The sequence below is a fragment of the Limnohabitans sp. DM1 genome (assembly GCF_001269385.1).
In the GTDB taxonomy this organism is placed as follows: Bacteria; Pseudomonadota; Gammaproteobacteria; order Burkholderiales; family Burkholderiaceae_C; genus Limnohabitans_A.
Genome location: NZ_CXOO01000027.1, coordinates 15,361 through 28,148 on the forward strand (window position 1 = coordinate 15,361; position 12,788 = coordinate 28,148).

The 12,788-nt window shown below is 60.2% G+C and carries 14 protein-coding genes; 5 read left to right on the forward strand and 9 right to left on the reverse strand.

Going from position 1 to position 12,788, the window contains the following annotated elements; genetic code table 11:
* The first annotated feature begins 114 nt into the window (after window positions 1-114).
* Window positions 115-1,647 carry a glucose-6-phosphate isomerase gene (gene pgi, locus AMM33_RS11155; protein ID WP_090141352.1) on the forward strand — a complete coding sequence of 511 codons (1,533 nt, stop codon included), beginning with the start codon at window positions 115-117 and terminating at the stop codon, window positions 1,645-1,647.
* Window positions 1,648-1,793: 146 nt separating this feature from the next.
* On the opposite strand, the gene AMM33_RS11160 is transcribed toward pgi, so the two are convergent.
* The 4 genes from AMM33_RS11160 to AMM33_RS11175 all read right to left on the reverse strand — a co-directional run bounded on the left by AMM33_RS11160 (window position 1,794) and on the right by AMM33_RS11175 (window position 4,228).
* Window positions 1,794-2,780, reverse strand: a complete 987-nt coding sequence (locus AMM33_RS11160; protein ID WP_194945399.1) for a cupredoxin family protein — start codon at window positions 2,778-2,780, stop codon at window positions 1,794-1,796.
* Between the two features lie 88 nt (window positions 2,781-2,868).
* The gene (locus AMM33_RS11165) at window positions 2,869-3,288 is read right to left on the reverse strand and encodes a hypothetical protein (RefSeq protein WP_090141356.1); all 420 of its coding nucleotides are present in this window, start codon (window positions 3,286-3,288) and stop codon (window positions 2,869-2,871) included.
* Window positions 3,289-3,411: 123 nt separating this feature from the next.
* Window positions 3,412-3,834, reverse strand: a complete 423-nt coding sequence (locus AMM33_RS11170; protein WP_090141358.1) for a type VII toxin-antitoxin system HepT family RNase toxin — start codon at window positions 3,832-3,834, stop codon at window positions 3,412-3,414.
* Window positions 3,824-4,228, reverse strand: coding sequence for a type VII toxin-antitoxin system MntA family adenylyltransferase antitoxin (locus AMM33_RS11175; protein WP_090141511.1), 405 nt, complete (start codon window positions 4,226-4,228; stop codon window positions 3,824-3,826). Before AMM33_RS11175 ends, AMM33_RS11170 begins: the two co-directional genes overlap by 11 nt.
* A 207-nt stretch (window positions 4,229-4,435) precedes the next feature.
* Here AMM33_RS11175 and AMM33_RS22730 point away from each other — a divergent pair, with 207 nt between their 5' ends.
* Window positions 4,436-5,200, forward strand: coding sequence for a DUF411 domain-containing protein (locus AMM33_RS22730; RefSeq protein WP_194945400.1), 765 nt, complete (start codon window positions 4,436-4,438; stop codon window positions 5,198-5,200).
* 160 nt (window positions 5,201-5,360) lie between these two features.
* On the opposite strand, the gene groL is transcribed toward AMM33_RS22730, so the two are convergent.
* The 3 genes from groL to AMM33_RS11195 all read right to left on the reverse strand — a co-directional run bounded on the left by groL (window position 5,361) and on the right by AMM33_RS11195 (window position 8,177).
* A complete protein-coding gene (groL, locus tag AMM33_RS11185) occupies window positions 5,361-7,010 on the reverse strand; it encodes a chaperonin GroEL (RefSeq protein WP_090141360.1) in 1,650 nt (549 codons plus the stop codon).
* 139 nt (window positions 7,011-7,149) lie between these two features.
* Window positions 7,150-7,437: a co-chaperone GroES gene (gene groES / locus AMM33_RS11190; RefSeq protein ID WP_019426307.1), complete on the reverse strand. Its 288-nt coding sequence runs from the start codon at window positions 7,435-7,437 to the stop codon at window positions 7,150-7,152.
* 143 nt (window positions 7,438-7,580) lie between these two features.
* Window positions 7,581-8,177, reverse strand: coding sequence for a helix-turn-helix domain-containing protein (locus AMM33_RS11195; RefSeq protein WP_090141362.1), 597 nt, complete (start codon window positions 8,175-8,177; stop codon window positions 7,581-7,583).
* 284 nt (window positions 8,178-8,461) lie between these two features.
* On the opposite strand from AMM33_RS11195, the gene AMM33_RS11200 reads away from it, so the two are divergent.
* Window positions 8,462-9,289 carry a lysophospholipid acyltransferase family protein gene (locus AMM33_RS11200; protein ID WP_090141364.1) on the forward strand — a complete coding sequence of 276 codons (828 nt, stop codon included), beginning with the start codon at window positions 8,462-8,464 and terminating at the stop codon, window positions 9,287-9,289.
* Between the two features lie 16 nt (window positions 9,290-9,305).
* Window positions 9,306-10,172, forward strand: coding sequence for a lysophospholipid acyltransferase family protein (locus AMM33_RS11205; RefSeq protein WP_090141366.1), 867 nt, complete (start codon window positions 9,306-9,308; stop codon window positions 10,170-10,172).
* Here the strand turns inward: AMM33_RS11205 and AMM33_RS11210 are convergent.
* Complete coding sequence (locus AMM33_RS11210) at window positions 10,166-11,110, reverse strand: alpha/beta fold hydrolase (RefSeq protein WP_090141512.1); 945 nt, start codon at window positions 11,108-11,110, stop codon at window positions 10,166-10,168. The genes AMM33_RS11205 and AMM33_RS11210 overlap by 7 nt on opposite strands.
* Window positions 11,111-11,263: 153 nt before the next feature.
* On the reverse strand, window positions 11,264-12,004 hold the full coding sequence (yihA, locus tag AMM33_RS11215; RefSeq protein WP_369802434.1) for a ribosome biogenesis GTP-binding protein YihA/YsxC: 741 nt from the start codon (window positions 12,002-12,004) through the stop codon (window positions 11,264-11,266).
* Window positions 12,005-12,102: 98 nt separating this feature from the next.
* Here yihA and AMM33_RS11220 point away from each other — a divergent pair, with 98 nt between their 5' ends.
* On the forward strand, window positions 12,103-12,744 hold the full coding sequence (locus AMM33_RS11220) for a c-type cytochrome (protein ID WP_090141369.1): 642 nt from the start codon (window positions 12,103-12,105) through the stop codon (window positions 12,742-12,744).
* Window positions 12,745-12,788: the final 44 nt, after the last annotated feature.

Below are 12,788 nucleotides of genomic sequence, written 5' to 3' on the forward strand. Positions count from 1 at the left end.
CGTTTGCAGCCTATGGCGCACGTCGCATGTCGGAGTCTTCGACCACCGACCTACAAAAACGGAAAACCCTTTGAGCGCTTGCCCTGTAAGCGCTCCATTCACTGAAAGAACTTGATGCGCTGTGACCTGACCCCCGCCTGGAAAAACCTGCAACAGCATGCGCAGGGCTTTGCCGGCTTTGATTTGCGCACCGCTTTTGCGGCCGATGTGCAGCGTGCGGATGTGCTGAGCCAGACGGCGCCCCATGTGTTTGCCGACCTGTCGAAAAACCACATCGACGTCGCCACCGAAGCGTTGTTGTTGGAGCTGGCCGGGCAAACAGGCTTGGCCTCGCACCGTGATGCGATGTTTCGTGGCGAGCCCATCAACAACACCGAGGGCCGCGCCGTGATGCATTGGCTGCTGCGCCAGCCCGAGGGCACGCTGCCCGGTGCACTGGCCGCGCCCTTGCAGCAAGTGCACGACACCTTGAAACCCATGCTCGCCTTTGCCGAGCAGGTGCGAGCCGATGCGCAGATCACCGACGTGGTGAACATCGGCATTGGTGGCTCGGACCTGGGCCCGCAAATGGCTGTGCTGGCGCTGCAAGATTTTGTGATTCCGGGCAAGCGCTTTCACTTTGTGTCGAATGTCGACGGCCATGAACTGGCAGCGGTGCTCAGGGGCCTGAAGGCCGAGAACACGCTGTTCCTGATCGCCTCCAAAACCTTCACCACCATCGAGACCATGACCAACGCCCGCTCGGCGCTGGCCTGGTTCAAAGCGCAAGGCGGCAGCGATGTGTCGCGCCACTTTGCGGCGCTCACCACCCATGTGGCCGCTGCAGCCGAGATGGGCATCACCACCACCTTCGGTTTTTGGGACTGGGTGGGCGGGCGTTACTCCATGTGGTCGGCCATTGGTCTGCCGGTGGCCATCGCCATCGGGGCGCAGGGTTTCAGGGATCTGCTGGCCGGGGCGCACGCGATGGACCAGCATTTCCGGGCCGCGCCGCTGGAGGCCAACTTGCCGGTGCGTCTGGGCTTGCTCGACGTTTGGTACCGCAACTTTTTGAACTACACCAGCCGAAGCATTGCGCCTTATCACAGCGCCTTGCGTCGGGTGCCTGCCTATTTGCAGCAGCTGGAGATGGAGAGCAACGGCAAGCGCGTGGACCGCAACGGCCATGCGCTGCCCTATGGCACCTCGCCCGTGCTGTGGGGCGAGCCGGGCACCAACGGGCAACACGCGTATTTTCAGATGTTGCACCAGGGCACGGACGTGGTGCCGCTGGAATTCATTGCCGTTAAAAAGCCCACGCACAGCCTGAAAGACCATCACGAACTGCTGCTGGCGAATGTCATCGCACAGGCCCAGGCGTTGATGCTGGGCAAGGCAGACGAGGGCGGTCACAAGCACTTCCCCGGCAACCGACCCAGCACCTTTTTGTTGCTCGATGAACTCACACCCGCCAGCCTGGGGGCGCTGATCGCCTTGCAGGAACACCGCGTGTTCGTGAGCGGCTCGGTCTGGGGCATCAACAGCTTTGACCAATGGGGCGTGGAGCTGGGCAAGGTGCTGGCCAAAGACATCCATGCCCGCATCGTGTCGGGTGACGTCGCCGGACTGGATGCATCGACCGCTGGCTTGTTGAGCAAGGTTCGCTGACGAAGCGGACAAAGGTCGCAGCTAAAGTTACCGACCTACAGGGGGCGCGGTATGCGCAGGTCGGCGGTCGAAGACCCCGTCATGGGGCCCGTGCCGGAGCTTGCAAGCGTCGGCTCTGTTGCGACCGACCTACGGGGGCCGCAGGCTCAATGTTTGTGCGTGCTGTGATCGTGTTGGGCCGATGGCTTGTTCGGCGAAGTGGGCTGGGCCAGTACTTGCAAGGTACCACGCATGCCCGCTTCGTAGTGCCCGGGAATGAGGCAGGCCATTTGCAAGCGGGTGGCCTGCGCAAAGGTCACCACCAACTCGCCGGTTTGCCCAGCCGCCACGCTGATGGCGGCCCCTGTGCCGTGGTGGTGGTCCTCTTCATGCGCCGCCCCTTTCGCGGCCGCTTGTTTCATCGCCTCGGCGTGAGCGCGAATGTCTTCGTCGCTGCCCAGCACCATTTCATGCGCTGTGCGGCCCGAATTGGTGACCACAAAGCGGATGGTTTCCCCTGCTTGCACGTCAATCTGGCTGGGTGTGAAGCGCATTTGGTCGTCCATGTTCACCGCAATGCTGCGGCTGACCACTTGGGCCAGAATGGGGTCATGTGGCCCCGCTTGTGTGGCAGCCCCGTGGTGGTCGTCTGCTGCAGCGGTCTCGCCGTGGCTGTGGCCCGTGCCCGCCCATTCGGGGTGGCGTTCCAGCCATTGCCAAGCGGCCCAACTGCCCGCCGTCACGGCAGTGCCGACCAACAGCACATACACCGTGGCCGCCCGTGGCCAGTGGCGGGGTGCACTCAGCCCCAGAGCCAGTACCGAGATGAAAAAGCCCAGCGGCACCACCCAGGCGCTGCGGGCGGGCGAGTCCGGAAAGTGCTGCAAACCGCCCGTGAAAAAGCCCAGGCCAATCGACAGCAAAGTGCCCAGCACCAAGGTCCGCAGCAAACCTGAGCTTGGCGTGTCCTCTGATTGCGCGTTCAGCCGGTGCTCGAGCCAAGCCCCCAGTACAAACAGCACGATGCCAATGGCAGCGGTCCACAGTGAGCGTGTGCCGCTGAAAAAACCGTGGTTCACGGCACCCGAAATGAAGCTGATGCCCGAATACTTGAGCAGCATCGCGCCGTGGTGTTGTTGAAAAGAAGAAGTCATGCGTCCATCCATGCGCGGCTTTTGCGCGTTTTGATCTGTCTGCCGCACGGGTCTAGGCCCGCGCAGAGCGTGAAAAGAGGTGGAGCGTTCAGGTGATGGGCGGGCGCAACACAGGGCGCAGGTTCGCGCTTTGCCAGTCCTGTCGCGGGCTGGTGGGGTGCGTGGCGGGTGCACGGTGCAGTGCAATGCAGGGCTCACTGTCCAAACCGACGGCACAGCAATGGTGACAGTCGATGGGGATGCCAGAAGGGGCGTCTGTGTCAACAGAAGTGGGATGGATCGGATGCTCCTTGACTTCAACGTGACTTGTCGCGTGTCCGTGGCATTCGGGCAAAGTGGCCAGATGCACTGGGTGGTGAACTGTTTGGGATGTTGTGCGGTCTGTGGTGGCCGAGACTCCGCTCACAGTGGGCTCATCCCACGGCCATTGAATGGGCATGGCCATGACCGAACCCAGGCTCATTTTGAGCACCATCAGCCAGATCAACAACCAAGAGCAAGAACGCATGAAGCTATCTTATCGGTTGCCGCAACAGGGAAGTGCGCAGACATCCAAAAAGCCCCGCGAGGCTTTCACCTTGCGGGGCTTTGGGATGACTCGCAGGGGCGCTCACCTGCAAGGGAAGAGGCCTCAAAAACCACCGTCGTCGTGCAACAACATCTGACGGCTGAACACCAGAAAGTCGTCCAGATGGAGGGTCAGGATGTTGAGAGTGATGGGCAACTGCAGACTTTGATAGTCGTGGACCGCTACATTGCGAAAGCCGACCATGCGTTTCATTTGTTCCGCTGCGGCAGGCGTTAGCCAGTGGGCTTGCGCCAACAAAGTGAAGGTGTCCCGGGCGCTTTGTGTGACGCCCAGTCGTTCGCGCCGGATGATGTGCAGGCCCATGTCCAGGGCGGCTTCGCAGGCGCGTTGAATATTGAGGATGGCCGCGTCCTGATGGCTGAAGTTGTGCGCAAAACCCTCAGGGTCTGCTGCGTATTCCTCGCGGGCACGCGCCACGCAGCGCTCAATGGTGGCGGCTTTGTTGATCAGCACATCATCGGCCATACACAGCACCTCTTCGCATCACGTCTTGGATCAATGGCTGCCTGGCTGCGTCCAAATGCAGTTTTTCAGTCAGCATGGCGGCTTCAAACAAACCTGCGGCCACATCCCTGGCCCAAAGCCGTTCGCCTTCCATCAGAATTTGGTATTGCATGACGGTGGAGGCTGCACGCAGGTCCAGCAGATCGACCGGGCAAGCGACCAGTTCAGCCATTTCCCCGGAGAGTTCAAAAAGCTCAACAGGATCTGCATAGCCTTCGACCAGCACGGCCAGATCCAGATCGCTGTCTGCGTTGGCATGGTGGCCCTGGTCGCGCACGCGGCTGCCAAAGGCGTACACCGCCATCAGTTTGGGGAGCCGCTTTTGCAGCAGGACAACAAGTGCTTGAAAACTCATACAACGATTGTGGCGCATTTGCTGATCAATGGAAAAAAGTCCCGCAAGGCGTTCACCTTGCGTGGCTTTGTTGTAGGCCGGGTGAGGGCGCAAAGCCTCAGTTAGGTCTTTCAACTGCGCAGGCAACTTTGAATTTGCCTGTCTAATTCCGGGCCATTTTGAAGCGGGCATGATCGGATGTATGACCTTCAAATATAGGGGCTCATCATGAGCAATTCACATATCAAAACCATGCCCAGACGCCAATGGCTTGCAGCTGCGGCCGTGTTGGCGGTCACTGGTTTTCAGCGCACAGCGCTGGCGCAAGCCACCTTGGTGCAAGTCTGGAAAGACCCCAACTGCGGATGTTGCCAGCTTTGGGTGGAACACCTGCAGGCCAGTGGCTTCAAGGTCGAGGTGCGCGATGTGGGCAACACCGCCGCCCGCAAGCGCTTGGGCATACCCGAGCAACTCGGCGCCTGCCACACCGCCAGCGTGGGTGGCTACGTCATCGAGGGTCATGTGCCCGCTGCCGACATTCACCGTCTCTTGAAAGAGCGGCCTGTGGCGCTGGGTTTGTCGGTGCCCGGCATGCCCATTGGCAGCCCCGGCATGGACGGCCCCGAATACAAAGGCCGTAAAGACGCCTATGACGTGCTGCTGGTGCAAAAAGACGGCAGCAGCAAAAGCTTTCAACACTACCCCGGGGTACGCCGCATGGCGCAGCAAGATGGCCTGCAACGCGTGAGGGATGGCAGCACCACCTTGCCTTGGGCCACGGCCGAGGTGCTGCACATCGACAAGGCCGCGGGCAAGGTGGCGCTCAAGCATGGCGAGATCAAAAACCTGGACATGCCGCCCATGAGCATGGTGTTCCAGATCCAAGACCCCAGTCCACTCAACGGTTTGCATGTCGGTCAGAAAGTCCGCTTTCAGGCGGTTCAGGGGCAGGGCGCTTACTGGGTGTTGAAGATCGAGGCTGGGGCTGTGTGAGTGGGTTGAGATGGGGCAAGTTGGCATGACCCTGAAACGACGCTGACCCTGCGCAGGACAAAACCACCACCATGAAAAAAGCCCCGCAAGGCTTTCACCTTGCGGGGCTTTGTGGTGGGCCGGGTGAGGGCGCAAACCCTCAGTCCAGACAGCGGGGCACTTACATGCCCATGCCGCCCATACCACCCATGCCGCCCATGTCAGGCATGCCGCCGCCCATGGGGGCGTCGTCTTTCGGGGCTTCCGAAACCATGCACTCGGTGGTCAGCATCAAAGAGGCCACAGACGCTGCGTTTTGCAAAGCAGTGCGTGTCACTTTGGTGGGGTCCAGGATACCCATCTCGATCATGTCACCGTAGGTGTCGTTGGCCGCATTGAAGCCGTAGTTGCCCGAACCGGCCAACACTGCGTTCACCACCACCGAGGGCTCGCCACCGGCGTTGTACACGATCTCGCGCAGAGGCGCTTCGATGGCTTTCAACACCAGCTTGATGCCGGCGTCCTGGTCAGCGTTGTCGCCTTTGATGGTGCCAGCAGCCTGACGTGCACGCAGCAATGCCACGCCGCCGCCAGCCACGATGCCTTCTTCCACAGCAGCGCGGGTGGCGTGCAGGGCGTCTTCCACGCGGGCTTTTTTCTCTTTCATTTCGACTTCGGTGGCAGCGCCGACCTTGATCACGGCCACACCGCCAGCCAACTTGGCCACGCGCTCTTGCAGCTTCTCGCGGTCGTAGTCAGAAGTGGCTTCTTCGATTTGCACGCGCACTTGCTTGACGCGGGCTTCGATGTCGATCGCGGCACCTGCACCGTCGATGATGATGGTGTTTTCCTTGCCCACTTCGATGCGCTTGGCTTGGCCCAGATCGGCCAAAGTCACTTTTTCGAGGGTCAGGCCGACTTCTTCAGCGATCACTTTGCCGCCGGTCAGGATGGCGATGTCTTCCAACATGGCTTTGCGACGGTCACCAAAGCCAGGGGCCTTGACTGCGACAACCTTCAAGATGCCACGGATGGTGTTGACCACCAAAGTGGCCAAGGCTTCGCCTTCGACTTCTTCGGCAATGATCAACAAAGGACGGCCAGCTTTGGCAACGGCTTCCAGTGTGGGCAGCAGATCGCGGATGTTGCTGATCTTCTTGTCGAACAACAACACAAAGGGGTTATCCAGCAAAGCGGCTTGCTTTTCGGGGTTGTTGATGAAGTAAGGCGACAGGTAGCCGCGGTCAAACTGCATGCCTTCAACGACGTCGAGTTCGTTGTTCAGGCTCTTGCCGTCTTCCACGGTGATCACGCCTTCTTTGCCCACTTTGTCCATGGCGTTGGCGATGATTTCGCCGATGCTGGTGTCAGAGTTGGCAGAAATCGAGCCGACTTGGGCGATTTCTTTGCTGGTGGTGGTGGCCTTGGTGGCCTTCTTCAGCTCTTCGATCAAAGCAGTCACTGCTTTGTCGATGCCGCGCTTCAGATCCATGGGGTTCATGCCAGCGGCCACGTACTTCATGCCTTCGCGCACGATGGCTTGGGCCAACACGGTGGCAGTTGTTGTGCCGTCGCCAGCGTTGTCAGAAGTCTTGGAAGCGACTTCCTTGACCATCTGCGCGCCCATGTTTTGCAGTTTGTCTTTGAGTTCGATTTCCTTGGCCACAGACACGCCGTCTTTGGTCACGGTGGGGGCGCCGAAAGAGCGCTCCAGAACCACGTTGCGGCCTTTAGGGCCCAGGGTCACTTTGACCGCGTTGGCCAAAATGTTCACGCCTTCAACCATGCGTGCGCGGGCTTCGCCGCCGAAAATTACGTCTTTTGCTGCCATTTGAATTCTCCGGTTATGCGTTGTGCGATCAGCGTTGTGCGTACAAAGAAGATCAACTCAACGGGAACTTGATTAAGGGGTAAATACGGGAAAAACCAGGGTGCGCTCAACACTCAACGCTGAACGCTCAACCCCAGCATCACTCAACGACTGCGAACAGGTCTTCTTCTTTCATGACCAGCAGCTCGTCGCCGCCGACCTTGACGGTCTGGCCGCTGTACTTGCCGAACAACACGCGGTCGCCGACTTTGACGCTCAGGGCTTTGGTCTCGCCTTTGTCATTGGTTTTGCCAGGGCCGACGGCCAGGACTTCACCTTGATCGGGCTTTTCTGCAGCCGAGTCGGGGATCACGATGCCCGAGGCTGTTTTGGTTTCGCTTTCGATACGCTTGACGATCACGCGATCGCCCAAAGGACGCAGTTTCATGGAATCTCCTGGATTTGAAACAAGGGTTGAAAACAAAAGCACCCACTGCGGATGCTTTTAAACTTTGAGGAGTTTTGTTAGCACTCAACTCCATCGAGTGCTAATGATAAGGGCATTTGCCCAGGTTTCAAGATCCCCTGGGTTCAATGCGTCCCTTTGGAGGCAGGAGATTTGAGGCTGACTGCTTCCTGTGCATGGTCAAGGCCCAGCATGTAGCCATAGACCAAATCGGTACTGATGTCGTTTTCAAACAGGCTGATGGCTTTCGCCAAGTGCAAGGCGCTGGTGGTGGGCAAGTCATGGCTGTTGTAGACCACAATGTGGGCGTTCTGGATGGCGTCGTCCTGTAAATGCAGGGGGGAGCTGTGCAGCCATGGGATGCGGGCATCAATGAAAAAGACGCCGACGTTTTGGTGAATGTTCATCAAATCCAGGGGGTGGGTCATGACCTTGACCTGCGGCCATTCCTTGAGCAAGTTCAGGGCGGGAGTGAGGTCTTCGCTGCTGTGCAGGATGCAGACCAGTGGTTTGTCCGTGGCGGTTTGCGGGGTCTTGAAACCTTGCTGTTTGCAGTATTGGCTGAATGACGAAGACAGGATGCGCCGATGACCGCCTTGGGTGACAAAAGCCTTGAAGACACCGTTTTCGACCATGCGCTGGATGGTGCCTACGGACAGTCCAAGCAATTTGGCGGCTTGGCTGGTGCTGAAATACTCTTGCGTGGTCTTGTTGTTTCTCATCTCGTTTTCCTCAAATGGTGATGGGGTGTTGTGGGTTTGAAGTTTTTGCGTTGTTTGGATGGTATGGGCGGTCTGGCCAGATTGGGGGGTCGTGAACCGGTAGTGGCGGCTGCAAAAAACAGGTAATGCGGGTCATGGTTTCACCGGTGAATGTCGGCTGCATGGCCTTGCCAGCCTGTGACGCGGTCGTCTCGAATCGACAGGGCGGCACCTGCAGGTCACCACCGGCTGAGCGCGAAAGGTTGACTCAGGGTTGACGGGCGCCTGAGGCAAAATCCCACCTCATGTTGACTTGGTTCCGCTTCTTCTCTCATTGGCCTTTGTGGGCCTTGCACGCCTTGGGTTGGGTGGGCGGGTGGCTGGCCTGGTGTTTGTCGGGCACGTACAGGCAGCGCTTTTTGGACAATGCCCGACAGGCGGGCTTGGGCTGGCGGGCGTATGTGGGGGCCATCGGCCAGGCCGGATGCATGTCGGCAGAGTTGCCGCGTTTGTGGCTGGGCAGCACACCAGCCTTTGAATGGGCCGAGGACAGGGCTGCGGTGCAAGCCTATGGCGCTGGGCAAGGGGTGTTGTTTTTGACGCCGCACATGGGCTGTTTTGAAATCACCGCCCAGGCGCTGGCCCTGCGCTTTGCGCCCGCTCATGGTGATTTGACGGTGCTCTACCGTCCCTCGCGCCATGCCGGTTTGAACGAGGTCATGACGCAGGCGCGCAACCGCCCCGGGCTGGAGGCGGTGCCCACCACGCTGGCCGGTGTGCGTCAGATGATCAAGGCTTTGCGTGCCGGGCGTGCCGTGGGCCTATTGCCCGACCAGGTACCGCCCGAGGGCATGGGGCAGTGGGCACCGTTTTTTGGAAAATCGGCCTACACCATGACTTTGGCGGCGCGATTGGCCGCACAAACAGGGGCGAAGGTGGTGCTGATCTGGGGTGAACGTCTGCCCTGGGGGCGGGGCTACCGCTTGCACACCCAGGCACTTGGGCATGCGCTGTCGGCGGATCTGGACACAGCGGTGGTGCAGATCAACCAGGCCATGGAGGCGCTGATCTTGCAGTGCCCGAGTCAATACATTTGGGGCTATGCCCGTTACAAGCAGCCCCGCGCTGCATGAACCAATACGCAACACCATGGTGAATGTGCTGATCGCTTTTTTGCGCCTGTGCGCCCGTTTGCCGCTGCCTTGGGTGCGGGCTTTGGGCGCAGGGCTGGGCTGGTTGCTGTGGCATGTGGCGCGCAGCCGTCGCCACATCGTTCAGGTCAATCTGGAAAAAACCATGCCCGAGTTGTCGGCCACTGAGCGTGAGGCGCTGGCTTATCGGCATTTCATCGCTTTTGGCCAGTCGGTGATGGATCGGGCCTGGTTGTGGCACGCGCCTGAGGCCATGGTGCGCCAGCGTTTGCGTTGGGTGGGCGACCTGCAGGCCCTGACTGCGCCGGGGCCTTTGGTAATGTTGGCGCCGCATTTTGTGGGGCTGGATGCGGGCGGCATGGCCGTGTCGCTGGATGTGCCGGGGCCGGTAGCCTTCATTTTTGTGGGCCAGTCGCGCCCGGCGGTCGAACAATGGGTGCGCCAGGGGCGCGAACGTTCGGGCAATGTGCGACCGTATTTCAGGCACCAGGGCATGCGCCAGATTTTGAGTGGCATCAAAAAAGGCGAGCCCCTGCACTTGTCGCCGGACATGGATTTTGGGCGTGAGGAGTCGATTTTTGTGCCCTTTATGGGGGTGGACAAGGCGGCCACCTTGCCTTCGCTGTCTCGTTTGGCCAAAGTGGCTGGCGCCCGTGTAGTGCCGGTGGTCACGCGCATGACGGCGCAGGGCTATGACATAGAAATTCATCCCGCCTTGGTGAATTTTCCGAGCGCCGATGCACAGCAAGATACGGCACGCATGAACCGCCTGCTGGGCGACTGGGTGCGCACGATGCCCGAGCAGTATTACTGGGTGCACCGGCGCTTCAAGACCCGGCCCGAGGGCGAGCCGGGGTTTTACTGAACCGGGGGCAGCAAAAAGTCGGTGATTTCCGTGATCACCCGTTGCGGCTGCTCATGCAACACCCAGTGTGTGGCGTTTGCAATCGGCACCAGCGTCAAGTCGGCCACATGTGTGTCCAGCCCCTCAGTCAGACAGGGCAGCAAGGCGATGTCGTCTTGCGCCCAGAGTAGCAAAGTGGGCACTTCGATGCGCAGCATCTCGGGCGGCAGGCTGACCTGATCCACAGCGGGGTCTTGCGGTGTTGATGGGCGCAGCGGGGATGCCCGGTAGTAGTTCAAGGCGCCGTCCAGTCCGTGGGACCAGACTTCGCGGTAACGCGCCTGTAGCGCGGGCGTGAGCCAGGGCGCGGCTTTGGTGGCCAGGCTGTTGCCGCCGCTCCATTCGTTGTCATGGCCTTGTAGAAAGCCCAGCAGCAGCTCAAAGTGGTTGGCCGAGAGCTGGGCGGCCGAGTCGGCTTGCACCAGAAAGTTCATGTAGGCGCTGGCCGCCTGCTGCGCCGGGTTGTGCTGCATGGCCTGCACAAAGGGGCCGGGGTGCGGGGCGTTGATGACCACCAGTTGGCGCAAGCGCTGGGGGTGTTGGTTGGCCACGCTCCAGGCCAACGCGCCGCCCCAGTCGTGTGCCACCAGGGCGGCCAGGGGCTGGCCTTTGCCGCATTCGGCGTCGATCAGGGCGACGATGTCTTGCACCAGAAATTTGGCGCGGTAGGCCTTGACGTCGCTGGGGGCGCTGGATTTTTCGTAGCCGCGCAAATTGGGCGCAACGCAGCGGTAGCCGCCGTTTTCGGGGCGCGAAAAATGCAGCAGCAGCTCGTCCCAGACAAAAGCCGCCTCCGGAAAGCCATGCAGAAACATCAACACCGGGCGACCAGGTTCACCGCAAGCGCGGCAGCTCAGGGTGATGCCGTGAGGCAGGGTTTGTTGCCAAGTGTCGATCATCATGCGGTGTTTCCTTGAGGTTTCTTGTAGGTCGGGGCTTCAGCTCCGACGATTTCTTCTTCGGCACAGGCCCATGTCGTGTCTGAAGCCGTCGCCCGGCCCGTATCTCTTGCTTGGCAGACCCCAAGCGCCTGCATCGTCAGCCGCGTGCACTCACTCGTCCAGCGCTTCGGGTTCGTCTTCGGGTGGCTCAGCAGGCGCAGGGGCTGCAAGGCCTTCGGCAGGGTGTGTCCAGTCCCACAACAGTTGGGCCACCTCGTCCACACCTTGTTTTTTCAGGGCCGAAAACAGTTTCACCTCGCCACCACCAGCTTGCAGTCGTGCAATTGACAAGGCCTTGGCCTGTTCGGAGCGGGTCAATTTGTCGGCCTTGGTCAGGATGATCAGGAACTTCAGACCTTCTTCCACCCGGGGGCGAATGACTTCGAGCAGGATATCGTCCAGCTCGGTCAGGCCGTGGCGCGGGTCGCACATCATGACGATGCCCGTGAGGTTTTCTCGGCTGACCAAATAGTTGGCCATGACCTGTTGCCAGCGCAGCTTGTCCATTTTGGCCACGGCGGCGTAGCCGTAGCCGGGCAGATCGGCCAGCACCGCGTCGGTGATGCCTTGCTTGCCCAGTGCAAACAGGTTGATGTGCTGGGTGCGGCCGGGCTTTTTGGAGGCAAAGGCCAGCTGCTTCTTTTGCGTCAGGGTGTTGATGCAGGTGGATTTGCCCGCGTTGGAGCGGCCCACAAAGGCGATTTCGGGGGTGTCCATCGCGGGCAAATGGTGCAGTTGCGCGGCGGTGGTCAGAAAACGTGCGGTGTGCATCCAGCCCATGGGCGTGACCGCCGCAGGGGTGGCGGACACAGTTTTGGGCAAAGAGTGGGGAACGCGGGGACTGGAGCTCATAAATCGGGGGGCCTTGAGTCGTCAGGAAACTGACGCAGACCTCATTGTAGAATCCTTGGGTTTTGCGCCCCCCTTCTTCCAACTATTGGACGACGACCATGAAGTCAATTGTTTCTATCCTGAAGTCCGCCACTTTGGCCGCCACCACGTCTGTTGTCTTGGCGGGTACAGCGTTGGCGGCAGGCCCTGCCCCTGCAGCTGCCAAGCCTGATTTGGCCAAGGGCGAAGCCGCATATGCCATGTGCGTGGCTTGCCATGCAGCCGATGGCAACTCGACCACCCCGGTCAACCCCAAGCTGTCACAACAACACCCCGAATACCTGGTCAAGCAATTGCAAGAGTTCAAGTCGGGCAAGCGCGCCAACGCCGTGATGAGCGGCATGGTCGCTGGCTTGAGCGATGACGACATGCGCAACATCAGCTACTGGCTGGCCTCCAAAACTGCCAAGCCTGGTTTTGCCAAAGAAAAAGACACCGTCGCCATGGGTGAGCGCATCTACCGTGGTGGCATCCCGGACCGTCAGATCGCCGCTTGCGCCAGCTGCCACTCGCCCAATGGCGCGGGCATGCCTTCGCAATACCCCCGCTTGTCGGGTCAGCATGCGGACTACACCGCTTCCCAATTGGTCCAGTTCCGTGACGGCGTTCGCAAGAACAACCTCCAGATGACCCAAGTCGCTGCCAAAATGAACGACCGCGAAATCAAGGCCGTGGCCGATTACATCGCCGGTCTGCGTTGATCCACCCCACATTGCTGTGGGGGGTATCCCCTACCGCAATGGGG

What these genes read in the sequence shown, in the direction of transcription:
- pgi (WP_090141352.1), top strand. Translation starts at nt 115, where the DNA reads ATGCGCTGTGACCTGACCCCCGCCTGGAAAAACCTGCAACAGCATGCG.
- AMM33_RS11160 (WP_194945399.1), bottom strand. Translation starts at nt 2,780, where the DNA reads ATGACTTCTTCTTTTCAACAACACCACGGCGCGATGCTGCTCAAGTAT.
- AMM33_RS11165 (WP_090141356.1), bottom strand. Translation starts at nt 3,288, where the DNA reads ATGCGTTCTTGCTCTTGGTTGTTGATCTGGCTGATGGTGCTCAAAATG.
- AMM33_RS11170 (WP_090141358.1), bottom strand. Translation starts at nt 3,834, where the DNA reads ATGGCCGATGATGTGCTGATCAACAAAGCCGCCACCATTGAGCGCTGC.
- AMM33_RS11175 (WP_090141511.1), bottom strand. Translation starts at nt 4,228, where the DNA reads ATGAGTTTTCAAGCACTTGTTGTCCTGCTGCAAAAGCGGCTCCCCAAA.
- AMM33_RS22730 (WP_194945400.1), top strand. Translation starts at nt 4,436, where the DNA reads ATGAGCAATTCACATATCAAAACCATGCCCAGACGCCAATGGCTTGCA.
- groL (WP_090141360.1), bottom strand. Translation starts at nt 7,010, where the DNA reads ATGGCAGCAAAAGACGTAATTTTCGGCGGCGAAGCCCGCGCACGCATG.
- groES (WP_019426307.1), bottom strand. Translation starts at nt 7,437, where the DNA reads ATGAAACTGCGTCCTTTGGGCGATCGCGTGATCGTCAAGCGTATCGAA.
- AMM33_RS11195 (WP_090141362.1), bottom strand. Translation starts at nt 8,177, where the DNA reads ATGAGAAACAACAAGACCACGCAAGAGTATTTCAGCACCAGCCAAGCC.
- AMM33_RS11200 (WP_090141364.1), top strand. Translation starts at nt 8,462, where the DNA reads ATGTTGACTTGGTTCCGCTTCTTCTCTCATTGGCCTTTGTGGGCCTTG.
- AMM33_RS11205 (WP_090141366.1), top strand. Translation starts at nt 9,306, where the DNA reads ATGGTGAATGTGCTGATCGCTTTTTTGCGCCTGTGCGCCCGTTTGCCG.
- AMM33_RS11210 (WP_090141512.1), bottom strand. Translation starts at nt 11,110, where the DNA reads ATGATCGACACTTGGCAACAAACCCTGCCTCACGGCATCACCCTGAGC.
- yihA (WP_369802434.1), bottom strand. Translation starts at nt 12,004, where the DNA reads ATGAGCTCCAGTCCCCGCGTTCCCCACTCTTTGCCCAAAACTGTGTCC.
- AMM33_RS11220 (WP_090141369.1), top strand. Translation starts at nt 12,103, where the DNA reads ATGAAGTCAATTGTTTCTATCCTGAAGTCCGCCACTTTGGCCGCCACC.